Annotated in this window: 15 protein-coding genes; 8 read left to right on the top strand and 7 right to left on the bottom strand. The window is 74.0% G+C overall.

The window, feature by feature from the left end; all coding sequences use genetic code 11:
* Positions 1–38 precede the first annotated feature (38 nt).
* Positions 39–935, bottom strand: coding sequence for an ABC transporter substrate-binding protein (locus tag ACPYO4_RS10265; protein WP_425709138.1), 897 nt, complete (start codon positions 933–935; stop codon positions 39–41).
* A gap of 228 nt (positions 936–1,163) precedes the next feature.
* Here ACPYO4_RS10265 and ACPYO4_RS10260 point away from each other — a divergent pair, with 228 nt between their 5' ends.
* The 5 genes from ACPYO4_RS10260 to ACPYO4_RS10240 are packed head-to-tail and all read left to right on the top strand — an operon-like array spanning position 1,164 to position 8,357.
* Positions 1,164–2,789 carry an ABC transporter substrate-binding protein gene (locus ACPYO4_RS10260; protein WP_425709137.1) on the top strand — a complete coding sequence of 542 codons (1,626 nt, stop codon included), beginning with the start codon at positions 1,164–1,166 and terminating at the stop codon, positions 2,787–2,789.
* 4 nt (positions 2,790–2,793) lie between these two features.
* Positions 2,794–3,861, top strand: coding sequence for an ABC transporter permease (locus ACPYO4_RS10255; protein ID WP_425709136.1), 1,068 nt, complete (start codon positions 2,794–2,796; stop codon positions 3,859–3,861).
* Entirely contained in the window at positions 3,851–4,717 is an 867-nt protein-coding gene (locus ACPYO4_RS10250) for an ABC transporter permease (protein ID WP_425709135.1), read from the top strand. The genes ACPYO4_RS10255 and ACPYO4_RS10250 overlap by 11 nt, the downstream gene beginning before the upstream one ends.
* Positions 4,714–6,303, top strand: a complete 1,590-nt coding sequence (gene nikE / locus ACPYO4_RS10245; RefSeq protein ID WP_425709134.1) for a nickel ABC transporter ATP-binding protein NikE — start codon at positions 4,714–4,716, stop codon at positions 6,301–6,303. Before ACPYO4_RS10250 ends, nikE begins: the two co-directional genes overlap by 4 nt.
* 23 nt (positions 6,304–6,326) lie before the next feature.
* Positions 6,327–8,357, top strand: a complete 2,031-nt coding sequence (locus ACPYO4_RS10240) for a thioredoxin domain-containing protein (protein ID WP_425709133.1) — start codon at positions 6,327–6,329, stop codon at positions 8,355–8,357.
* Between the two features lie 154 nt (positions 8,358–8,511).
* Here ACPYO4_RS10240 and ACPYO4_RS10235 read toward each other — a convergent pair whose 3' ends face one another.
* The 3 genes from ACPYO4_RS10235 to eccCa form a co-directional block, all read right to left on the bottom strand.
* Complete coding sequence (locus ACPYO4_RS10235) at positions 8,512–9,501, bottom strand: carbohydrate kinase family protein (RefSeq protein WP_425709132.1); 990 nt, start codon at positions 9,499–9,501, stop codon at positions 8,512–8,514.
* Complete coding sequence (locus tag ACPYO4_RS10230) at positions 9,498–10,889, bottom strand: mannitol dehydrogenase family protein (protein ID WP_425709131.1); 1,392 nt, start codon at positions 10,887–10,889, stop codon at positions 9,498–9,500. The genes ACPYO4_RS10235 and ACPYO4_RS10230 overlap by 4 nt, the downstream gene beginning before the upstream one ends.
* A gap of 120 nt (positions 10,890–11,009) precedes the next feature.
* Positions 11,010–15,098 (bottom strand): type VII secretion protein EccCa, encoded by a 4,089-nt coding sequence (gene eccCa / locus ACPYO4_RS10225; protein WP_425709130.1) that lies wholly within the window; start codon positions 15,096–15,098, stop codon positions 11,010–11,012.
* 202 nt (positions 15,099–15,300) lie between these two features.
* On the opposite strand from eccCa, the gene ACPYO4_RS10220 reads away from it, so the two are divergent.
* Both ACPYO4_RS10220 and ACPYO4_RS10215 read left to right on the top strand, forming a co-directional pair.
* Complete coding sequence (locus tag ACPYO4_RS10220) at positions 15,301–16,680, top strand: hypothetical protein (RefSeq protein WP_425709129.1); 1,380 nt, start codon at positions 15,301–15,303, stop codon at positions 16,678–16,680.
* Positions 16,681–17,351: 671 nt separating this feature from the next.
* Positions 17,352–18,617, top strand: coding sequence for an RDD family protein (locus ACPYO4_RS10215; protein WP_425709282.1), 1,266 nt, complete (start codon positions 17,352–17,354; stop codon positions 18,615–18,617).
* A 129-nt stretch (positions 18,618–18,746) separates the two neighbouring features.
* Here the strand turns inward: ACPYO4_RS10215 and ACPYO4_RS10210 are convergent, their stop codons facing one another.
* The 3 genes from ACPYO4_RS10210 to ACPYO4_RS10200 all read right to left on the bottom strand — a co-directional run bounded on the left by ACPYO4_RS10210 (position 18,747) and on the right by ACPYO4_RS10200 (position 20,629).
* Positions 18,747–19,886, bottom strand: coding sequence for a hypothetical protein (locus ACPYO4_RS10210; protein ID WP_425709128.1), 1,140 nt, complete (start codon positions 19,884–19,886; stop codon positions 18,747–18,749).
* Positions 19,887–19,949: 63 nt separating this feature from the next.
* The gene (locus ACPYO4_RS10205; RefSeq protein ID WP_425709127.1) at positions 19,950–20,258 is read right to left on the bottom strand and encodes a hypothetical protein; all 309 of its coding nucleotides are present in this window, start codon (positions 20,256–20,258) and stop codon (positions 19,950–19,952) included.
* 140 nt (positions 20,259–20,398) lie between these two features.
* Positions 20,399–20,629: a hypothetical protein gene (locus ACPYO4_RS10200; RefSeq protein ID WP_425709126.1), complete on the bottom strand. Its 231-nt coding sequence runs from the start codon at positions 20,627–20,629 to the stop codon at positions 20,399–20,401.
* 1,189 nt (positions 20,630–21,818) lie between these two features.
* Between ACPYO4_RS10200 and ACPYO4_RS10195 the strand changes: the two genes are divergently transcribed.
* Positions 21,819–23,005 (top strand): IS3 family transposase gene (locus ACPYO4_RS10195; protein WP_425708379.1). Its coding sequence is split into 2 segments (ribosomal slippage): positions 21,819–22,098 and positions 22,098–23,005, totalling 1,188 coding nucleotides; the frame shifts between segments, so codons are not numbered across the junction.
* Positions 23,006–23,036: the final 31 nt, after the last annotated feature.

Genomic DNA, 23,036 nt, shown 5'->3' with positions numbered 1-23,036 from the left:
CGACGGCGCCGGCCCCCGCGGCGCCGTCGCGCGCCCGGTCACCGCAGGTCGACGAACTTCGAGCTGTCGACCAGCTTCTCGTACTCGGCGTCGGCGCGGATCAGTCCCCAGCTCGCGATCCAGTCGAGGATGCGGTGGTAGTCCTCCTCCGGGTACGGCCCGGGGTGGATGTAGCGCAGCCGGCTCGGCCGCAGGTCCTCGGGGCGCAGATCCTCCACGCCCGCCGCCTGCTCGATGAAGTAGTGCAGGAACGGCCGGATGTCGTCGTGGATCGTGTCGACGGCACGGCTCACGGCCCGGTTGATCCGGTCGAAGTCGTCGGGGGAGATCGCGTCGTCCGCGACCTCGGCGCCGAAGTAGTGGGCCTCGGCGAGCACCTTGTACCCGCGCTTCTCCGCGACGCTGATCCACGGCTCCATGAGCGCCACCGCCTCGATGTCCCCGTCGGCGAGGGCGTCGAGGCGACTCTTGCCCTTGACGCCGAGGAGCTTGATGTCCGTGCGGGGCAGGAAGCCCTCCAGCGTCTGGAGCACCAGGTAGTGCGAGCCGTGGTGGAAGTTGACCCCGACGGGCACCCCGGCGAGGTCGGTGGGCACGTTGTGGGGCGAGTCGCCGCGCACGACGATCGCCTGGCTCGCGACGGCCGCGCGCCGGGCGACCACCCGGCCTCCGCGGTTGCTGTCCTGGGAGCGGCGGAGCTGCCCCCACTCGCACGCGTTGTACAGCTGGGTCGTGCCGGACTCGAACAGCGTGAAGGTGTGGAACGAGTCCTGAGCCGCAGGCTCCTCGATGAGCTCGAGGCCGTCCTCCGGCGGCGCCGGCTTCGGGACCAGCTCGACGTCGAGGCCCTCGTCCGCGAAGTAGCCCTTGTCCCTCGCCACGAAGTAGGGCAGGTAGAAGACGGCGGCGTGCGTCTCGATCTTGATCGTGCTCATGTCTCACCTCAATGGTCGTCGGTGAACGTTCTATATGGACGCTCGGGATGGACGGTAGATAACTCGACGAAGCGAACATCGTGCCATGGTTGAAATCTCAATATGCGAGAACCAGAGGGTTCTTGCGATAGAAGTTCTATGTAGATCTTTAGCGTCCCTCGTGTACGGCGACTGTCGGCCGACCGCCCGCATCGCGCGATCGGCCCGCCCACCGAGAGGAACGACCCCATGGCACGAACGACCAGAGTCCGGCGCTCCGCCGCTGTCCCGAAGGCCCTGCCGGCTGTCGCCGGCGCCGCCATGCTGCTCTCGGCCTGCGCGGCGGCGAGCGGCGCGGGCAGCGGCGAGGCCGCCGACATCGACGGGGAGCCCGTGAACGGCGGCACGCTCCACTACCGAGCAGCTCCCGGGCCGGGCGGCGGGAGCTCGATCGACCCCGCGACCGCGACCGGCTATGGCCTGGCCGTACCGCTGCGCCAGACGGTCGACTCCCTCGTCCTGCACGACGCCGACGGTGACTTCGAGCCGTGGCTCGCGACGGACTGGACCGTCAACGACGACGCCACGGTCTACACGTTCACGCTGCGTGAGGACGTCACCTTCAGCAACGGCGAGGAGCTCGACGCCGAGGCCGTGGCCGCGAGCTACCGGTCGATCGTCGACGCCGGGGCGAGCTTCGCCGTCGCCAACTCATGGATCGGTGACCTCGGCGAGATCGTCACCCCGAGCGAGTACGAGGTCGAGTTCCGGTTCGAGAGCCCGAACTCCTCGTTCCTGCAGGCCGCCTCGACCAGCGCGCTCGGGATCGTCGCGCCGGAGACGTCGGCCCGGACCTTCGAGGAGCGGCAGGAGGGGCTGACCGTCGTCGGCTCCGGGCCGTTCGTCGCGACCGACGTGCGCGCGAACGAGGGATACGTGCTGGAGCGCCGCGACGACTACGCGTGGGCACCCGAGTCGTTCCCGAACCAGGGGGCCGCCCACCTGGACGCGATCGAGGTCCACCACATCAGCGACAACAGCATCGCCGCCTCCGAGCTCCGGGCCGGCGGCCTGACGCTCCTGCACAACACGGAGCCGGCCGACAAGACCGAGCTCTCGACCAACCCGGACGTGACGATCCGTACCGAGCCCCTGCCCAGCGGCGCGATCGGCCTCGTCGCCAACACCGAGCACCCCGGCCTGGACGAGCCCGAGGTCCGCGAGGCACTGAGCCTCGCGGTCGACCGGGACGCGATCCTCGAGCGGGCGTCCGCGATCGACGTCCCGGCCTCGAGCGTGCTGAGCGCGACCAACCCCTACTGGGAGGACCTGTCCGACCACATCGTCACCGACGTCGCCCGCGCCGAGGATCTCCTCGACGAGGCCGGGTGGCTGCCCGCCGAGGACGGCGTCCGGGAGCGCGACGGTGAGCGACTGAGCTTCGACCTCATCTACACGGGCTCGACCATCTCCCACGAGCCCAACCTCGCCGTGCTGCAGTCCCAGTGGGCGCAGATCGGGGTGGAGCTCACCTTCGGCAGTCTCACCACACCGGATCTCAACCAGCGCATCGCCTCCGGCGACTACGCCTTCTCCTGGCAGCTCGCCGGTCGTCCCGACCCCGAGGTGCTGCGCACGAACTTCGCGGGGAACGACGAGGAGCTCGACGCCCTGTTCGGCGAGATCCTCTCCACGCCCGGGCAGGAGGAGCGCCGGCCGCTCGTCACCGAGGCCGCCGAGCTCGTGCTCGACCGCGGGTACTTCATCCCGCTGTACGACTTCGTCCAGCCGCTGGCCTACCGCAACGAGCTTGCTCTGCCGACCTTCGAGGCCAGCCACATGCCGCTGCTGGTCAACGCCTGGATCGAGGAGTGACCCGGTGAGTGCCACCGACCTCCAGGAGGAGGTGCTGCAGGAGGTCCGGCCCCGGCCGCGTCCGCCCGAGGACCCGCGCGAGGGGCGCAGGACCCTGCGGCTGGTCGTGGGCAAGGTCCTGCGAGCGGTCGTGGTGGTGCTCGTGGCCTACACGCTCGCTTTCGGCCTGCTGTTCGTCCTCCCGGGCGACGCGGTCCTCAGCCGGATCGGCTCGGCCGACGCGGTCGGGACGGCTGAGCTCTCGTCGGTCGAGATCGGCCCGCTGCGCGAGGAGCTCGGCCTCGAGGCCTCGCTGCCCGCGCAGTACGTCACGGGGCTGGTCGGCCTGTTCTCCGGCGACCTGGGTGACTCGCTCGTCACCGGCGAGCCGGTCACCCGCCTCATCGGGCAGGCACTCCCGCCCACGGCGCTCCTCGCGGGGCTCTCGCTCGTCATCTCCGTCGCGGCCGGTCTCGCGCTGGCCGTCGTCGCGGTGGCGCCGCAGAGCCGTCGGTTGCGCTCGGTGGTCGCCATGGTCCCGGCGGCGTACGCGAGCCTGCCGGTCTTCTGGGTCGGCATCCTGCTCATCTACGTCTTCGCGATCCTGCTGGGCTGGTTCCCGTCCTCGGGCAGCGACGGGGCGGCCTCGCTCGTGCTTCCCGCCACTGTCATCGGCCTGCTCGGCGCCTCGCAGCTCGCGCAGGTCCTCATCAGCTCGCTGCGCGCCGAGCTCGGCACCACGTACGCCGCGGTCACCGCTCCGGCGAAGGGGGCCTCGCGGTGGTACACCGTGCTGCGGCACTGCCTGCGCAACGCCGCCCTGCCCTTCCTCACGGTCCTCGGCCTGAGGGTGGCGTCCCTGCTCGGCGGCACCGTCGTCGTGGAGACCGTCTTCTCGAGGAACGGTCTGGGGCGCCTCATCGTGGACTCGGTGAGCGCCGTCGATCTCACGGTCGTCCTCGGCATGGTGGTGCTGCTCGCGATCGTCTACGTGGTGGTCAACGCGCTGGTCGACCTCCTCTTCCCGCTCGTCGACCCACGACTGCGTCGTAGCGCCGGACCGTTCCGAGGAGGCCAGGACGATGTCCGCTGACCCCACCGCCGCACCCGGACCCCACGCCGCACCCGGACCCACCAGGGTCGGATCCCACCGCAGGCGGCGCCGGTCCCCGGAGCTCGTCGTCCTCCTCGGTCTGCTGGGCGCCGTCGTCCTGATCGCCCTGTTCCCCGCGGCGCTCGCCCCCTACGACCCGCTCGAGCTCGCGGGGCCCTCGCTCGAGCCGCCCGGCGCGTCCTTCCTCCTCGGCACCGACGAGGTCGGGCGTGACCTGCTCTCGCGCATCCTGCACGGTCTGCAGATCTCGATGTTCGCGGGCGCCGTGGCCATCGCGGTCGCCCTGGGTGCGGGGGTCCTGGTCGGGGTCGTCTCGGGCGTGCGCCCGGGCGGCGTCGCCGACCGGGTGCTCGGTGTCGTCAGCGAGTCCGTCCTCGCCGTGCCGTCCATCCTGCTCTCGCTCGCCGTCATCACCGCGTTCGGCCGCGGGGCGCTCATCGCGGGCATCGCCGTCGGGATCGCCGAGGCCCCCGGGTTCGCCCGGCTCGTGCGCGGCCAGGTCATCCAGGCGCGCACGCTGACCTACGTCGAGGCGGCCGTAGGTCTCGGCGCACGCCCGTTGCGCGTGATCACGCAGCACATCGTCCCGCGGATCGCGCCGCCGCTCATGGCGTACACGGCACTGAACTTCGCGCTCGCCCTGCTCGCCATCGGCTCGCTCAGCTACCTCGGGTTCGGCGAGGCACCGCCGTCGCCCGAGTGGGGGGTCCTCATCTCCGAGGGGCAGCGACTGCTCGTCCACGCGTGGTGGGTGGCGATCCTGCCCGGCCTCGCCCTCGCACTCACCGCGATCCTGCTCAGCCGGATCGCCCATCTCCTCCAGGAGGACGCATGACCGACACGCTGACCGTCGAGAACCTCACCGTCACCTACGGCGCCGACCCGCGATCGACGCCCGCCCTCGACTCAGTCTCGCTGCACCTGCCGCGCGGGGAGGTCACCGCGGTCGTCGGCGAGTCCGGGTCGGGCAAGTCCACGCTGGCGCACTCGATCGTCCGTCTCCTGCCACGGACCGCCGAGGCCCGTGGCCGGGTGACGCTCGAGGGTCAGGACGTGCTGCGGATCGGCCGGCGCGAGCTGCGCTCCCTGCGCGGCCGGAGCATCGGGTTCGTCCCCCAGGACCCCGTGGCCTCCCTCAACCCGACCAGGACCGTGGGTGCTCAGCTGCGCGAGACCTTCACCCTGGCCGGTCGGCGCGTCGACGAGGCCCAGGTCCTCCAGGACCTCGCCGACCTGGGGCTGCCCGACCCCGAGGCGCTGCTCGAGCGGTACCCGCACGAGCTCTCGGGCGGGATGCGCCAGCGGATCCTCGTGGCCATGGCCTTCTCGCAGCGGCCCGAGCTGGTCGTCGCCGACGAGCCGACCAGTGCGCTCGACGCCCTCGTGGCACGCGCCGTGCTGGAGCGCATGGAGTCGATCCGTGCCCGGCACGGTACGACGGTCCTTCTCATCACGCACGACCTGGCCGTCGCCCGTCGGTACGCGCAGCACGTGCACGTCCTGCGGCGCGGCACGCTCGTCGAGAGCGGCCCGGTGGCGGACGTGTTCGCCGCTCCCGACCGGGCCTACACCCGGGAGCTGCTCGACAGCTCGGTGCGGATCCGCGGCGGGGAGGTCGTGAGCATCGCCGAGGCGTACGACGCCCAGGTCCACCGGCCGCTGCCGACCGTCGTGGAGGGCGCTGAGCCGGCCGTGCGGATGGACGGAGTCTCGAAGTGGTTCGGCTCCACGCTCGCCGTCGACGACGTCTCGCTCACCCTGCCGGTCGGGCAGACCCTCGCGGTCGTCGGCGAGTCGGGCTCCGGGAAGACGACGACGGGTCGGATGATCCTCGGGCTCGAGCGCCCCAGCGCGGGAAGCGTCCGGGTCCTGGGCCACGAGGTCGGGAGCCTGGGCCGGCGCGAGCTGCGCGACCTGCGCCGGCAGATGCAGGTCGTCTACCAGAGCCCCTTCGAGTCGCTCAGTCCCCGGCTCACCCTCGCTCAGGTCGTCGCCGAGCCGCTGGCGGCGCACGGCGAGGGCGGCAGGCGCTCGCGCCGACGCCGTGCCGAGGAGCTGCTCGAGCTCGTGCAGCTCCCGTCGACGCTGGCCGACCGCCGTCCCGCTGAGCTCTCCGGGGGCCAGCGCCAGCGCGTCGCGATCGCCCGGGCGCTCGCGCTGAGCCCCCGGCTCCTGGTCCTGGACGAGCCGGTGTCCGCCCTCGACGCCACCGTCCAGTCCCAGGTGATAGCGCTCCTGGGCCGGCTCCAGCGCGAGCTCGACCTCACCTACTTCCTCGTCACGCACGACCTCGGGGTCGTCACCGAGCTCGCCGACCAGGTGATGGTGCTGCGCGGCGGGCGCGTCGTCGAGGCCGGGCCCGTGGGCGACGTGGTCACCACACCGGCCGACTCCTACACCCGCGACCTGGTGACCGTCTGAGCCGGATGAGGGAGGATCGACACATGGCCAACCGCCTCGCCTCGGCCACCAGTCCCTACCTCCTCCAGCACGCCGACAACCCGGTCGACTGGTGGGAGTGGGGCGAGCCCGCGTTCGCGGAGGCCCGCCGCCGCGACGTGCCGATCCTGCTGAGCGTCGGCTACGCCGCCTGCCACTGGTGCCACGTCATGGCCCACGAGTCCTTCGAGGACGAGGAGGTCGCCGCCGCGATCGACGCCGGGTACGTCGCGGTCAAGGTGGACCGCGAGGAGCGCCCCGACGTCGACGCCGTCTACATGGCCGCCACCACCATGACCACCGGGCGGGGCGGCTGGCCGATGACCTGCCTGATCACCCCCGACGGCGAGCCGTTCCACTGCGGCACCTACTACCCGCGCGAGCAGCTCCTGCGGCTTCTCGCGGCCGCGGCCGAGGCGTGGACCGGCCGCCGGGGCGAGATCGCCGACGTCTCGGCCGCGCTCACCGACGCGCTCGAGCAGCTCGGCGCCCCCACGGAGCCGCACGCCCTCGACGAGGACGCTCTCGCCGCCGCCGTCGAGGCGTTGTCGAAAGACCACGACGAGCGCCACGGCGGGTTCGGCACGGCCCCGAAGTTCCCGCCGTCGATGGTGCTCGAGCACCTGCTGCGCCACCACGACCGGACGAGCCCCGACGGGACGAGCGCCGGCCCGGCGGGCAGCCGTGCGCTGCGCATCGCCGGCTCGACCTGCGTCGCGATGGCCCGCGGCGGGATCCACGACCAGCTCGCCGGCGGGTTCGCGCGCTACGCCGTCGACGCCGCCTGGACGGTGCCGCACTTCGAGAAGATGCTCTACGACAACGCCCAGCTCCTCGGCGTCTACCTCCACCTCGCGCGGTCCACCCCCGACGACGCCGTGGCCCGCCTCGCGGAGCGGGTCGCCAGGGGCATGGCCGACTTCCTGCTGCGGGACCTGCGCACCGACGAGGGCGGGTTCGCCTCGGCGCTCGACGCGGACACGGCGGGGGAGGAGGGGCTGACGTACGTGTGGACGCCCGCCCAGCTCGTCGACGTTCTCGGCGACGACGACGGGGCCCGCGCGGCCGCCCTGCTCGGCGTCACGGAGGACGGCACGTTCGAGGCCGGGGCGTCCACCCTGAGGCTCCTGCAGGACCCGGACGACGACTGGTGGTCCGACGTCCGGCTCCGGCTCCTCCGGGCCCGGTCGGCGCGCCCCCAGCCCGCGCGCGACGACAAGGTCGTCGCCGCCTGGAACGGACTCGCGATCGGCGCCCTCGCCCGCGCAGGGAGCGACCTCGGCGACCCGCGCTACGTGAGTGCGGCGCAGGAGTGCGCCGACCTGCTGCTGCGCGTCCACCTGGTCGACGGCCGCCTGCGCCGGGTCTCCCGCGACGGTGTCGTGGGAGACGCGGCGGGCCTGGCGGTCGACCACGGCAACGTCGCGCAGGGCCTCCTCGCGCTGCACCAGGTCGACGCCGACCCGCGGTGGCTCCGGGCGGCGGGCGACCTGCTGGACACCGCGCTCGAGGTGTTCGCCGACCCCGACGGCGGGGGCTTCCACGACGTCGCCGTCGACGCGGAGAAGCTCATCACCCGGCCCCGGGACGTCACCGACAACGCCGAGCCGTCCGGGACGTCCGCCCTCGCCGGGGCCCTGCTCACGTACGCGGCGCTCACCGCGTCGACCCGGCACCGCGCCGCCGCCGAGGCCGCGCTCGCCTCGGCCGGTGCGCTCGCACTCGAGGTGCCGCGGTTCGCCGGGTGGAGCCTCGCCGTGGCCGAGGCGCTGGCGGCCGGTCCGCTCGAGGTGGCCGTCGTCGGACCGGACACCGGGCCGGGGCGGGCCCGGCGCGACGAGCTCGAGGCCGTGGTCCGCGCGGCGACCTCCCCCGGCCTGGTGCTCGCGGTGGGGGAGCCGGACACCGACGGGATCCCGCTGCTCGCCGGGCGGGGCCTGGTGGGCGGGGAGCCGGCGGCCTACGTGTGCCGCGGTCACGTCTGCGACCGCCCCGTCTCCACGGCCGCCGAGCTGGAAGCGTTGCTCCGGCGCTGACGGGGCGACGTACGGGACGGGCATGCCGGACCGCGTCATCCCCGCTCGACGTCGAGGTCGTGCCCGGTGTGGCGAGGTCGTGCCTGCGACGCACGACCTCGCCACCTGAGGCACGACCTCGACGAGGGGAAGCCGGGGTTGCGACCTCTCCCGGTCAGGCCTGATCGAGCTCGGCGGCCGTCGGCAGGTCGGCGCCCCGGCGGCTCACCGTGATCCCCGAGGCCGCGGCGCTGCGCCGGCCGATCCGCTCCAGGTCGAGCGGCTCATCGCCCGCACCGTCGCCGCCCACCGGTCCGGCTCCGCCCGGCAGCGTGAGCAGCGAGTCGATGAGCGCGGCCATGTAGCTGTCCCCGGCGCCGACGGTGTCGACCACGTCCACCTGCGCGCGCGGGACCCGGACCGACCGTGCCTGGTCGGCGAGGATCGCCCCCTCGGCACCGAGCGTGAGCACGACGAGCCGCGGTCCGAGGGCGAGCGTGTGCGCGACGACCTCCTCGTCGGTGAGGTCCGGGAAGAGCCACTCGGCGTCCTCGTCGGAGATCTTGACGACGCTCGCATGCGCGGCGAGCGCGTCGTAGCCCTGCTGGACCTGCGCCAACGGCGGGAGCAGCGCGGCGCGGATGTTCGGGTCGAACGAGACGATCGCCCCCTCGGCGGCGGCACGGGCGGCGACCTCCCGCACGCGCGTGGCGCCGGGCTCGACGAACGCCGCGTAGGAGCCCACGTGGACGGCCTCGGGGATCTCGATCGTGGCCACGTCGGGCAGCTGCCAGGCGACGTCGAACTCGTAGGCCGGCACGCCCGCCTCGTCGACGGTGGCGACCGCCGTCGACGTGCGCCCCTCGACGACGGAGCCGTCGAGGACCTCGACCCCGGCGTCGGTGAGGTGCTCGAGCACGAGTGCGCCGTCCTCGTCGTCGCCGAGGTGGGTGAGCAGGGCGACGGGCAGGCCGAGCCGGGCCAGCCCGACCGCCATGTTCGCGGGGCTTCCCCCGGGGACGCGGCCGCTCGCTCGCGCGGGCCCCCCGGGCTCGTCGGGGAAGACGTCGACGAGGGCCTCACCGACGACGAGCACGCGCTGCCCGGCGGTGGATCCGACGGCGGGCGCGCCGTCGGCCCCCGCGGCGGGGCCGTCCCCGCTCACGCGTCGCCCGTCCCGTCGAGCAGCGCCTGGGCCGCGGCGAGGACGCCGTCGGCGACGATGGCGTCGTGGGCGGCCACGAAGGCTTCCCGGAACCGGGCGTCGGCGCCGATCCGGCCGAAGAGGTCCTCGTCGTCGAGGTAGGTGCCGGTGTCCGCGCCGAGTCGCTCGGCCGCGGCGTCGAGCCGGTCGCGCTGCCGGTCCGTCACCTGCTCGGTCAGCTCGGGCGTGCCCGCGACCACCGCGCTCGCGGCGAGGGTGAACGCCGTCGCGCGCACCGGCAGGTCCTGGGCGATGAGGTCCTCGACCACCGGGACCACGAACTTGTGGATGCGGTCGGACCCGTCGGTGGCGATCCGCACGAGCGTGTCGGCGATGGCCTCGTTCCCGAACCGCTCGAGGATGGTGTCCTGGTAGTCCGCCAGGTCGATCCCCTCGACCTCGCCGACGGTGGGCCGGGCCTCGTCGGCGATGTAGGCGGCCGCGAGGCGCCCGAGCACGTCGTCGGTCGCCGCCTCGTGCACGTAGCGGTGCCCGGCGAGCAGGCCGGTGAACCCCAGGAGCTGGTGGGTGGCGTTGAGGATGCGCAGCTTCATCCGCTCGTAGGGCACGACGTCGTCGACGAGCTGGACGCCCACCGAGCCGAGGTCGGGGCGGCCGGCGGGGAAACGGTCCTCGAGCACCCACTGGACGAACGGCTCGCCGACCACCGGCCGCCGGTCCTGCACGCCGAGCTCGCGCTCGACCATCGCGCGGTCCTCGTCCGTGGTCACCGGCGTGATCCGGTCGACCATGCTGCCCGGGAACGCGACGTTGTCCTCGATCCAGCCGGCCAGGTCCCCGCCGCGGGCGTAGGCATGCCCGAGGACGCTGCGGCGCGCGACGACGCCGTTGGACTCGATGTTGTCGCAGCTGACCACCGTGAACGGCTCCGTGCCGCGCTCACGACGCAGCGCGAGGGCGTCGACGATGTAGTCGAACGCGGTCGGTGTGCCGGACGGGTCCGGGTGCTCGCCGTACCCGCCCTCGGTGATCGTCAGGCTGACGATCCTCGTCTCCGGCGACGCGAGGCGCTCGACGAGCGCGTCCGGGTCGTCGGGTGCGTAGACGAAGTCGACGATCGAGCCGATCGTCCGCGCCTCGAGCGGCTCCCGCGAGTCGCGCAGGACGAGGGTGTAGGTGAAGTCCTGGGCGGCGAGGTCGTCGCGCATCGCCTTGTCACCGGGGAACAGGCCGACGCCGCAGATCGCCCATCCGTCGCCGTCGCCCGCCTCGAGGAGCCGGTCGACGTACATCGCCTGGTGCGAGCGGTGGAAGTTCCCGATCCCGAAGTGCACGATCCCCGTGGTGAGGCCGCTGCGGTCGTACGCGGGTGAGGTCGGTGTGGTCATGGTGGGCCCCCCGTCCGTCGTCGGGCCGCGCCCGACGAGCTCACGATCAGTGTCCCACGTCACCCTACGCCGGAGGGTGGGCGTCGCCCACCCCGGCGTCCGCCCCGGGCCGTGCCGGAACTACCCGTGGATCTTCGGCAACCAGGCGAGCTGGCCGACCTCGTTGCCGCGGTCGCGGGTGATCATCTGCGCGCGTCCTGCGTTCGTCTTCTTCGCGCGGATGCGCCCGATGACCGGCCCGTCGTCGGGGTTGCCGGACAGCAGGTAGGCGGGGGCCGCGAGGTCGGTCATCGTCTGCATGACCGGCTCGAACATCGCCCGCGAGGCACCACCGATGCGGCGCGTGATCACCACGTGCAGGCCGATGTCCTTCGCCTGCGCCATGAGCGGCTGCAGCGCGGAGAGCGGGTTGCCCGCCGAGGTGTTCACCAGGTCGTAGTCGTCCACGAGGATGTAGACCTCCGAGCCCGACCACCACGACCGGCTGCGCAGCTGGTCCGGCGTGACGTCCGGTCCGGGCAGGCGCCCCTTGAGGAACCCGGCCAGGCCCTTGAGCTCGGTCGTCGCCATCTCGTGCGTGGACAGGTAGAGCCCGAGGTGCTTCTCCGGCAGCTCGCCGAGCAGCGCGCGGCGCAGGTCGACGGCGATGATCTGCGCCTCCTTGGGGCCGTTGAGTCGCGCGATCTCCGCGGCGACGGCCCGCAGGAACGTCGACTTCCCGGACTTGGAGTCGCCGAGGAGGAACATGAGCGGCTCGGCCGACGGGTCGAGGACGACCGGCGCGAGCCGGGCCTCGTCGACGCCGAGGAGGATGCCGCCGGCCAGCTCCTGCTCGGTGGCCTGGGCGCGGATCTCGTCGAGCGAGATCAGCTCGGGCAGCAGCCGCAGCTTCGGCCCGCGCCGCCCGGTCCAGCTCTCGTTGACGCGCCGCACCATGTCGTCGACACCGGCGCCGAGGGTGCCGGAGTCGCCGTCGCCGTCGACCCGGGGCAGCGCCGTGAGGATGTGGTGCTTGGACTTCGCCAGGCCCCGGCCCGGACGGTTGGGGATGTTCTTCGCCAGCTTCCGGTCCACGTCGGAGTCCAGGGCGTCACCGAGGCGGAGCTCGAGCCTCGAGCCGATCATGTCCTTGAGCTGCATGCGGAAGTCCATCCACCGGTTCGCGGTGCCGATGATGTGGAACCCGAAGGTCAGCCCGCGCCCGGCCAGCTGCTGGAGCGGGATCTCGAGGTCGTCGAAGTCGGCCTTGATCGTCGGCCAGCCGTCCACGACGAGGAAGATGTCGCCGTAGCCGTCGTCGACCCGGCCCTCGGCGCGGCGGATCCGGTAGGTCTCGATCGAATCGATCTTGTTCGCCCGGAAGAAGGCCTCGCGCTCGTCGACCAGCTGACGCATCTCGGCGACGATCCGGCGCACCACGTCGGGCTCCCCGCGGGTGGCCACGCCCGCGACGTGGGCGAGGTCGGTCATGGCGGCGAACGTGCCGCCGCCGAAGTCGAGGACGTAGATCTGCGCCTCCAGCGGCGTCCTCGTCAGCGCGATCGAGGTGACGATCGAGCGCGCGGCCGTCGACTTGCCCGTGCGGGGCCCGCCGACGATCGCCATGTGCCCGCCGGCGCCGGACAGGTCGAAGACGAGGTCCTCGCGGCGCTGCTCGAGCGGCTTGTCCACCACGCCGAGCGGGAGCGTGAGTGCGCCCGCGTCGCGCCAGCGCGGCGAGTGCAGGCCCAGCTCGGGGGTGACCGTGAGGTCGGGCATCAGCTCGTCGAAGGTCTGCGGGACGTCGAGCGGTGGCAGCCAGACGACATGCGCGGGCGGCCCCTGGCCCTCCATGCGGCTCACGCCGATGTCGAAGGTCGAGGGCTGGTTCTTGCGCTCCTCCTCGGCCTTCTTCTCTGCCTCGGCGGCCTGGCGCTCCTCGATCTCCCGGTCCGCGTCGTCAGCGGCCTCGAGCCTGCGCTGCAGCTCCTCGGGGCTCTCGCCGAGCACCGGCGCGGCCGTGTAGGGGGAGATGTCGATGTCGATCTGCTCGACCTGCTGCTGAGCCCCGCCGCCCTCGGAGCGCTTGCGGCGGCGCCGCACGGGCGGTGCACCGGAGACGTAGGCCGCGCGGAACCGGATCATCGTCGTCGTGTCGGGCTTGAGGTACCCGACGCCGGGCATCGGCGGGAGGTCGTACGCGTCGGTTACGCCGAGCACCGTGCGGGACTCCTGCGCCGAGAACGTGCGCAGACCGATCCGGTAGGACAGGTGCGACTCCAGGCCGCGCAGGCGGCCCTCCTCGAGCCGCTGCGAGGACAGCAGGAGGTGCATCGACAGCGAGCGGCCCAGCCGTCCGATCGCGACGAAGAGCTCGGCGAACTCCGGCTTGGCGGAGAGCAGCTCGGAGAACTCGTCGCAGATGATCATCAGCGCGGGCAGCGGCTCGAGGTCGGTCCGGCCGTTCGCGCGGGCCTTCTCGTAGTCGGTGACGTTGGCGAAGTTCCCGGCCGCGCGCAGGAGCTCCTGACGGCGGACCATCTCGCCGCGCAGGGCGTCCTCCATGCGGTCGACGAGAGTGAGCTCCTCGCCGAGGTTCGTGATGATCGCGGACACGTGCGGCATGTCGGCCATGCCGGCGAACGTCGCGCCACCCTTGAAGTCGACGAGCACGAGGTTGAGCGCCTCGGAGCTGTGGGTCATCGTCAGCGCCAGCACCAGGGTGCGCAGCACCTCGGACTTGCCCGAGCCGGTCGCGCCGATGATGAGGCCGTGCGGGCCCATGCCCTGCTGGGCGGACTCCTTGATGTCGAGCTGGACCACGCGGCCCTCGGGGGTCAGCCCGATCGGCACCCGGAGGCGGTCGCGCGGCAGGCGCGGACGCCAGGCCTGCGCGACGTCGAGGTCCCGGACGTCGCCCAGGCCGAGCAGGTCGGTGAGCTCGGCGGAGACCTCGGCGGCCGCCTCGCCGTCCTCCGTGGGGTCCGCCTGGATCTGTCCCGACCGGATCGACGCGAGCCGGGCGGTGAGGCGGCGGGCGGCCGCCTCCGCTCCGGGGACGCCGAGCTGGTCGGCGATCCCGATCTGCGGCTCCGCGCCGACCTGGAGGATCTCCACCGGGGTGGCGCCGGCCAACGGGCCCTCGTCGACGGCGTCGTGCAGCAGCAGCCTCAGCGTCGACGGGGAGACGAGTGCCTCCCACGTCTCGGGCAGGTCGAGGACGGTGACGCCCATGACGCCGTCGGGCGTGAGGACGGGGTTGACCGCCGGCACGTCTCCGCCGTCGACGACGACGAGGACGTGCGGCAGCTCCGGGTCGCCGCCCGACAGGCCGAACCGGGGCCGCTCGGCGATGCCGGCCGGCAGCAGGTCGGCCAGGTGGGCGAGCGACGTGGTGAGCATGCGGGCCGGGCCGACGGCGTCGCTCACGCGCGGGGAGAGCGCGTGGGGGAGCCACTTGATCCACTCCCACTCGGGCAGCGCCTCCTCGGACGCGATGACGGCGATCCGCAGGTCCTCCGGCGAGACGAAGGTCGCCAGGTGCGTGATGACGCCGCGCGCGAGCGACCGGGCGGCGTCCTCGGAGCCGGCGACCTCGATACGGGCGAAGGCCTGGAGGTCCATGCCGAGCGGGAGGCCGCTGACCTCGCGGTGCGTGACGAGGAACCGGTGCGCGGCCGAGGCGGTGACCGGGTCGAGCTTGGCGAGCGTGGGGATCTCGGGCGACTTCAGGTCCAGGGACAGCGGCTGCGTGGCCGAGCCGATGCGGGTGAGCAGGAAGTCCTCGTCGTCGGGGCTGCGCTCCCACGTGCGGGAGCCCTCCTCGCCGACGGCCGCGAGCGAGCGCGGGTCGGGCATGCGCCAGGCGGAGTAGTCCAGCTGCATCTTCGCGGCGGTGCGCACCTTCTTGCGCAGGTCCGTGAGGTAGGCCAGGTACTCCCGGCGGGAGTCCATCACCGCCTTCTTGTGCTGGTTGCGCTGCCGGATGATGTTCATCGCGACCATGAGCACCATCGCCAGCATCATGGCGCCGCCCATGAGGACCATCCGCTGGTTGCCCGAGCCGCCCCCGAACATCATCACGCCCATCATCCCCATCGAGCCGATCATGGGGACGACCATCATGAGGATGTTCTGCATGCCCTCGGGCTCGGGGAGCTCGGGCGGCACCTGCAGCGTCTCCTCGCTCTGCGGCGGGGGTGGCGGCGCCTTGGTGGACGGACGGACCACGGACTTCCTCCACGTCGATCGCCGGACCGAGGCGCGCACCTCGCCGGGGCTGGACCGCGACGCCCCGGGGACCCAGCCCCTGCGCGCGGCCGGACGAACCGTCCGGAGCCGCCCCTAATATATGGTCTGGGGCGGCATGCGGCAGCCCCCACCGGGCGGTCCGGCCGCCGAGATCGGGCCCGCCGGACGGGGAGGGGAACGGATGACCACGACGGCCGAGCCGCGCGTGCATGCCACCGTGGTCCTCGGTCCCGTCGTGCGGGACGTGGCGGTCCCCGACGGCGCCACGGTCGCCGACGTCCTGCGCCGCCTGCGCGTCGACGCCCGCTCCCGGTCCGTGCTCGTCACCGACTCCTCCGGCTGGCGGGTCGCCGGCGAGGACGTCATCGGCGTCGACGTCCCCGACGGCGTGCTCCTCACCGTGACCCGCGGCTCCGCGGGCGCCTCGATCGAGGCCGACGAGCTCGGACGCTCCCGCACCCTGCCCGACGGCGCCGACTCCTTCGCCGTCATCGCCGCCGCCGCGGTCCTCGCCGTCGGCGGGGTCCTGCTGCTGGTCGGCTCCGCCTGGTGGGGGACCGGCGACCCCCTGCCCACCTGGTGGCGCGGCACCGTCGTCGCCCTGCTCGGAGTGGCCGCCCTCGGGCTGGCCCTGCGGCGCGCGCGGGAGGGCACGGTGCTCGTCGACCTGGCGGCGCTCTCGCTGGTGTCCGTGGCCGCCGGGGTCCTCGTCGTCCCGTCAGGCGGGCCCGCCCAGCTGCGGCTCGCGCTCGTCGTGGCACCCGCCGTGGCCGGGGCCGCGCTCGCGCTGCGCGCCGGCGTGGCCGAGCGGCGGCGCGACCGGACGGCCTCCTCCGCGGCGCTCATCGCCACCGTGTGGCTCGCGGCCGCGGCCGCCGCGCTGGCCACCCTGCAGATCGACACCGGCATGTCGGTCGTGGGGGCGCTCGTCGTCGGCGCGGTCCCGCCCCTCCTGCTCGCCATGCCGGACCTCGCGATCGACGTCCCCGACGACCAGCTCGTCGACCTCGAGCACGTCTCCCGCGACGCCACCGGCGTGCGCCAGGCGGCGCCCCGCGCGCCCGCCGAGGTCACGGCCCCGCGGGTGCGCCGGGTGGTGTCGACGGCACGGGTGCGCCAGGACCTGGTCGTCGTGCTGATGTCGCTGCTCGCGGCCGTCCTCGCGCCCTCCGTGCTCGCGATCGTGCCGATGGGCGGGATCCGGGGCTGGGCCGCGCTCGTGGCGGTCGTCCTGCTCGTGCTGTCCCTGCTGCTCGTGCCCCGCGGCGCCCGGGCCCGCACCGTGCGCGTCCTGCCGCGCCTGGCCGCATTCGTCGTCATCGGTCAGATCGGGTGGGCGGCCGTGGCGGGCGGCCGCGCGGAGGCGCTGACCGTGGGCATCGTGGCGGTGCTCGCCGCGCTCGCCGTGGCCGGGCTCGCGATCGCCGTCGCGTACGGCATGAGCAACGTGGCGCTCGCCCGCCTGGGCGACATCGTCCAGGGGCTGGCCACGCACTTCGCCCTGCCGGCCGGGGTCGTGGCCGCGGGAGCCATCCACTGGGTGAGGCAGGTGGGACTGTGACGGAGAGCGACGACCGACGACCGCGGCGGCGCGACCGCAGGGAGCCGGCTCCCCAGGGGCGACCACCGGAGGCCGGGCTACCGGAGGAGGTGGCTCCCACCCAGGATCGCGGGGCGACGGGCGAGCAGGGTACCGCACCCCGAGGCGGGGGCCGTCCTGCCGGCCGGGCCGGTTCGCGGTCCGCGGCGGGTTCCCGCCCGGCGCCCGGCGGCGGTTCCCGCCCGGCCCCCGGAGCCGGCTCACGCCCGGCGCCCGGCGGCGGTTCCCGCCCGGCGCCTGGCGCGCAGGGTGGGACCGGCGCGTCGGGCCCGATCGTCGGGTCGGGCGGCGGCCGGCGGGCTCCCCGCAGCGGCTCTCCGCTGGCCGGCGGGCCGGCCACGGGCCAGGGCTCCGGGCAGGGCGCCGCACAGTCGGGCTCGCCCGCTCCGACACAGGGTTCGTCGGCGTCGACCGGCACCGTAGGCCGGACGACCGGCGACCGCGCCCGCGCGGGTCTGCCACCCGTGACGACCCGCGCCGGCGCCGCGTCGGCGGCCGGGGCGACGGGAGCTCAGCAGCCTCCTGCGACGGCACGGGAGGAGGCCCGGCCCGACGCCGATCCTTACCGGGATCGCCAGACGCTGCGCGTGCAGCGGCGCACGGCCGCCCGTCCCGACCAGGGCGCCGGACCGATGCCCGGCACGCAGCCGGCAGCACCCGCCGATCGACCGGCGCCCGGGGCGTCGGGACCCGTCGGTGCGCAGGTGGCCGGGCCGGACGGCCCGCGGGCCGCCCTGCCGACCCCCGCCGGTCGGCGCCCCGCCCCGACCCGGGGCGACGGGCCGACGACCGGCTCCGCACCCACGACCGGCTCCGCACCCACGAGCGGACCTATACCCGCGTCGGTGCCTCCGACCGGCCCCGCCGCCGCGGGCGCTCCGATTGCCGGCTCCGCACCGGCACCGTGGGGGGCGTCCGCGCCCGAGGCGGGCGGGACCGACTGGGCCGCCCGTTTCGGCCCGGACGCCGCCGCGCCGTCGGCGCCCTCCGGGCCCGGGACCGGACCGCACCGGGGCGGGCAGGCACCGCAGGCGGGGGAGCGCGACGCGGGGACACACGGTGCAGGACCAACCTCCGTCGGGACCGCACCGGCTGCTGCCACCGCACCGGTCGCCCCCGACCGGCGTGCATCGGCCGCGGTGGCACCGTCTGCCGCGTCGTCACCGCCGGCGCCGGCCCCCGCCCGCGGTGGGGGCTCCCGGCCCGCGGGTCCGTGGCCGGCGGACCATGGAGCTACGGGGGACCGGGACCGCCGTCGCCGGCGACGTCCCGAGGGTGCCCCCGACGAGGCCTCGTCCCGCAGCGGACACCTGACCGGCGGGTCCGGCGCGGACCGGAGCCGGTTCGTCGACGGGCGCCCCACCACCGGTCCGCTCCTCCAGCTGGCGTCCTACCTGATCACCCTGGTCGTGATCGTCGGTCCGGCCGTCGGCGTCTGGTTCCTCAGCTCGTCGATCGTGCTCACCGTCCTCGCGGTCGTCGAGCTCGCGGCCCTGGTCGTCCTGCTCCGTGCGCGCACCGGGATCACGCCCGGCGGGCTCGTGCTCGGGCTGCGCGCCGCACGACGCACGAACCACCTCGCCCCGGGCCTGGCCCGCGAGGCCGCGCGCTCCGGTGTCCTCGGCGGGGCGCACCTCACCGTCGTCGGCGGACTCGTGCTGGCGCTGTCCGGTCTGTTCGATCCCCAGAAGCGCGGCCGCGCCTGGCACGACCGCGTCGGGAGCTCCCGCATCCTGCCCACCAGGCGGATCGCGCGGGAGGACGCCAAGGACCCGGACGGCGCGCGACGGGTGCGGGCGACGATGGCGCCGCTCCCCGCGGACCGGATCGACCTCGGGCGTGAGGTCACCCGGCTCGGTGACGACCCCCGCCACGGCTCGGGCACGCGCCGGGCCTGACCCGGCGCCGGACCCGCCGGCGGCGGGGCTGACCTCAGGTTGGACGTGACGAGGCCCCGACGACCGGCGCGGTCGTCGGGGCCTCGTCGTCGCCTCCTGCCCGAAGCAGGGGACGTCAGACGAGTCCGGTCACCACTCGTCCGTCCTCCGGTCGTCCCCCTTGCGGAGCTGGTCCGGCGCGGGTCGGGCGGCGGCGCGGTCGCTGCCCTTGGCCCCCTCGGGCCGGGCGATCACGGTCGGCCCGGCGGGCTCCTGCTCCGGGCTCGGCGCGAGCTCCTCGGCCGGGTCCTCCTCGTCCGTGCGCTTCCTGCGTCGGTCCGACTTGCGACCGCCGGCGACCATCCCGCCCATGGGCATGCCGCCCATCATCGGCGGCCGTCCACCGGCGCCCGCGCCTGCCCCACCGCTCCCGGACGTGGGCGTACCGCCGGCGGGAGCGGAGCCGACGACGCCGGACGGAGCGCCGCCCGCGCCGGCGGGACCGGGACCGGGGCTCGGGCGTACCGCGCCGCCCGGGTGCCCCGCCGCGCTCGCGCCGCCGGAGCCGCCGCCAGGCACACCGGCGACACCGCCGACGGGTGCCACCGCGCCACCACCGACGCCGCCGGCCCCACCGGGTGCGCCCGCGCCGCCCGGGATGCCGCCGGTCCCCGATGCTGCGCCCGCGCCGGGCGCGCCGCCCGCACCGGGCGCACCCCCTCCGCCGGGACCGCCGACCACGGGTCCGGAGCTCACGGGGCCGCCGGGTCCGCCGGGCGCCGTGCCGGGTCCGCCGGGACCGCCTGTCCCTCCGGGCGGGGCGGCGTCGACGGACGGCTCACCTATGAGGGTCCCGCCGGGGCCGCCCGGCAGGTCCATCGTCGGGATCTGCGTGTCCGGTGCGTCCCACCAGCCGGGGCCTCCCGGCCGCGGAAAAGTGTCGCCGAACCGCGGGGCGGGACGCACGTACCAGTCGGGGGTGTTGGTGTCGGGCGTCGGACGGCGCGGGCTCGTGACGATCCTGTGCTGCTCCGGCTCCGGCGGAAGGGAGTTGTATCGGGGAACACCGGTCACCTCGGGCGGCGGAGTGTGCACGCCGATCGCCGTGCCCTCCGGTGGTGGCGGCGGAATGACGTTCGGGCCGTTCGCCGTCCGAGCGCGGACCTGGCCGCCCGCGTCCTCACGCCATGGCTCGCCGCCGGCGGTGATCTCCGGCATCATCTCGGTGGCCTCGCGCACCCGGTACTCGAGATCCCACAGCGCGCCGCTCGCGTGAGAGTCGTAGCGCATGGTGTCGAACTCGTCGTAGTCGCCGCTCGCGCGGTCCTGCTCCCATCGCGCGTACGTGTCCTCTTACGTCCTCCTCGCCGTGTCGGCGCCGCTGCGCGCGTGCTCGACCGCCGAGCTCACCTCCCAGACCTCCCCCGAGCGGTGCCGGGCCCAGCGCTCCACCCGGGAGAACACCTCGACGGCGGAGTCTCCGGCGTCACCGGTGATGCCGAGCTCGCCCTGCGAGCCGCGCAGGTCGTCGGCCACCCTGACGAGCTCCTGGGCGATGCCGTCCAGGCCCTCGGGGAGGCCGAGGACGGCCGGTTCCTGAAAGGTCTCGATCCGCCGCATGTTCTCGGTGAGGAACGTGGGGGCCATGTAGTCGTTCGGCATGCTGCGTCCTTTCCTCGTCAGGCCTGCACGGCGGCGGAGACACGGGGCAGGTCGAGCCCCTCGAGCTGGGAGCGGGTCGAGGCGAGCAGTGTGGAGACCTCCTCGTCGACGTCCTGGATGCGCGACGCGGACTCGGTCAGCTACCGCGCGAGCTCCTCGAGCTGTGTCAGCAGGATCGTCATGCTGCCGGAGACGTCGTTGAGCTCCTGCACCACGGCGAACCTCATGCGCGTGGGGCCGGGGAGCTCGCCCCAGCTGGCGGCCTGCTGGTTGATCTCGTCGCTCACGCGCTGCCTGAGCCCCGCGATGTCGTCGACCGTGGTCGCGAGCAGACGTACCCGCGCCTCGAGCACGTCCGGATCCAGCTCCACCTGGTTTATCTCGTCCCCCCTCGGGCCGTGGAGCGCCCGGCCGGCTACGGCGGCGATGCGCCCCGGTTGTCGGTCGTCATTCGTGTCGTCGTCTCACCACTCGTCGGACTCGTCGGGAGTCCGCAGACGGGGCGCCGGTCGAGACTCGCCCCGGCGGCCTCCTCGGCCGGCGGGGCCGCCCATGGGCGTCGCCTCCGTGCCCGGCTGGTCGACGAGGTCCATGTGATCGGCCTCGCCGGTCCGTCCCTCCGAGCGTCGCCCATCGCCCCGGCCGCGGCCAGCCGTCGCACCGGGGACTGCTCCCCCCGAGCGTCCGCCTCGTCCTGCACCCGCGGAGGCGGCACGGCCCGCGCCACCGCGACCTGCCGCGCCCGCTGCGCCGACCCCGCCCACGAGGGGGCCGGCCATACCGGCGCGCCCGGCGGCGCCGGCACCCGCGCGGCCTGCGCCTCCTGCCCCTGCTCGGTCTGCGGCCCCTGGACGTCCGGAGTCGGGTGCCGCCGCGCGTGTGGCGCCGGTGCGTCCGGAGACGCCTGGACGGGCCGCCCCGCGGCCGGCTGAACCGCGACCGCCTGCGGCACCCGTCCCGCCGACGAGCGGACCGGCCATGCCCGGACGGGCACCGGCTCCGGCCCGGCCGACGCCAGCGCGTCCAGCTCCTGCGCGACCGCCGCCACGGCTCCCGGCCGCGCCGGCGCCGCCCATCATCGGACCGACCATGCCAGGTCGACCGGCGGCTCCGGCTGAGCCTGCGCCTGCGCGTCCAGCTCCTGCGCGACCGCCGCCACGTGCAGCAGCGCCGCCCATGCCGGCGCCACCCATCATCGGACCCACCATGCCGGGCGAGCCACCCGCGCCGGGGGCTCCGGGTAGCGCGCCGGGACCACCGACGCCGGGACCGGCACCGGGGGCGCCCGGCAGCGCGCCGGGACCCCCGACGCCCGGGCCCGCGCCCGGCGGCGGCAACGTGGGCAGCTGAGAGTCGACGGACGGAGGGCCGGGGTCGGGGATCGGGGGAAGCGGCGGCCGGTAGAACGACGGCGGGTCCCGCGGGTCGGGCCGGTCCGGTGGGTACGGCCGGTCTGGCGGGTACGGCGGGTCGGGCCGGTCCGGTCGGTATGGCGGGTCGGGTCTGCTGAGGGTTCGGTTGACTTCCTGACTGCTCTGCGGAGCGGAGAGGATGGTCCTCGTGCCGAAGATCTACTCAGAAGAGCTCAAGGCCAGCGCGTTGGAGCTGCTGGATCAGGGAATGACTCAGAAGCAGGTCTGTCACGACCTCGGGATGTCGAAGTCGGCGCTGCAGGCCTGGGTCAACGAGTCTCGCCTGCGAGAACGCGGCTTCGAGCCAGCTCGCGGGCAGAGCGCCGGGGACGGTGGTGAGCAGACGCGGATGCTGAAACGGATCCGGGAGCTGGAGCAGGAGAACGAGGTCCTGCGCAAGGCGACCGCGTATCTCTCGCGGGCCAATCTCGGTCCTGGGCAGTCGCGCCCAAAATGATCTACCCGCTGGTCCTTGACCTTGCTGCTGCCGGAATCCCGGTCGCGGTGACCTGCCGGGTGCTCGGCTTCTCCAAGCAGGGGTTCTACCAGTGGCGCGCGAACCCTGTCAGTGCTCGGGACGTCGACGAGGCGTATCTGCTCAATGCGGCCTACGACATCCACGCCGACGATCCGGAGTTCGGGCACCGGTTCATCGCCGACGAGCTCCAGGCCGCCGGTCACGTGGTCTCGGAGCGGCGCGTATGGCGGCTGTGCTCCCAGCAGCGGCTCTTCTCTGCCACAGTGCGACGGAAGAAGCGCTACGGCAGGCCCGGCCCGCCGGTATGCGATGACCTGCTCGAGCGGGACTTCACCGCCGAGAGCGTCAATGCGAAGTGGTTGACCGATATCACCGAGCATCGCACCGGTGAGGGCAAGGTCTACCTCTGTGCCGTCAAGGACGCCTGCTCGGGGAGAATCGTCGGCTACGCCCTCGATGCCCGCATGACATCCGACCTGGCCGTAGCAGCCGTACGAGACGCGGTCGCGCGCCGCCAGGGAGCGGCCGCGGTGGCTGGCTGCATCGTCCACAGTGACAGAGGCTCGCAGTTTCGTTCCCGGAAATTTCAGCTCGCTCTCAAGCATCGCGGCCTCATCGGTTCCATGGGCCGGGTCGGGGCTGCCGGGGACAACGCGGCGATGGAAAGCTTCTTCGCCACGCTGCAGAACAACGTGCTCGACCGGAAGCGATGGGCCACCCGCGACGAGCTCCGGCTCGCGATCGTGCACTGGATCGAACGGACCTACCACCGTCGCCGACGGCAACGTCGACTCGGCAAGCTCACTCCGGTTGAATACGAACTCGTCCACCACCAGGCCGTCGCGCTGGCGGCCTAACCCCGAAGTCAACGAAACCTTCAGCAGACCC

Origin of the sequence: Georgenia sp. Z1491, from assembly GCF_049856175.1 — a bacterium.
GTDB lineage: Bacteria > Actinomycetota > Actinomycetes > Actinomycetales > Actinomycetaceae > JB111.
The sequence above is the reverse complement of the archived record's forward strand: the minus strand, read 5'-3'. Positions and strand labels throughout refer to the sequence as shown.

Excerpts from the sequence above, each read along its gene's own strand:
- ACPYO4_RS10215 (WP_425709282.1), top strand. The coding sequence starts at position 17,352 with ATGCCCGGCACGCAGCCGGCAGCACCCGCCGATCGACCGGCGCCCGGG.
- ACPYO4_RS10265 (WP_425709138.1), bottom strand. The coding sequence starts at position 935 with ATGAGCACGATCAAGATCGAGACGCACGCCGCCGTCTTCTACCTGCCC.
- ACPYO4_RS10205 (WP_425709127.1), bottom strand. The coding sequence starts at position 20,258 with ATGCCGAACGACTACATGGCCCCCACGTTCCTCACCGAGAACATGCGG.
- nikE (WP_425709134.1), top strand. The coding sequence starts at position 4,714 with ATGACCGACACGCTGACCGTCGAGAACCTCACCGTCACCTACGGCGCC.
- ACPYO4_RS10220 (WP_425709129.1), top strand. The coding sequence starts at position 15,301 with ATGACCACGACGGCCGAGCCGCGCGTGCATGCCACCGTGGTCCTCGGT.
- ACPYO4_RS10210 (WP_425709128.1), bottom strand. The coding sequence starts at position 19,886 with ATGCGCTACGACTCTCACGCGAGCGGCGCGCTGTGGGATCTCGAGTAC.
- ACPYO4_RS10250 (WP_425709135.1), top strand. The coding sequence starts at position 3,851 with ATGTCCGCTGACCCCACCGCCGCACCCGGACCCCACGCCGCACCCGGA.
- ACPYO4_RS10260 (WP_425709137.1), top strand. The coding sequence starts at position 1,164 with ATGGCACGAACGACCAGAGTCCGGCGCTCCGCCGCTGTCCCGAAGGCC.
- ACPYO4_RS10240 (WP_425709133.1), top strand. The coding sequence starts at position 6,327 with ATGGCCAACCGCCTCGCCTCGGCCACCAGTCCCTACCTCCTCCAGCAC.
- ACPYO4_RS10230 (WP_425709131.1), bottom strand. The coding sequence starts at position 10,889 with ATGACCACACCGACCTCACCCGCGTACGACCGCAGCGGCCTCACCACG.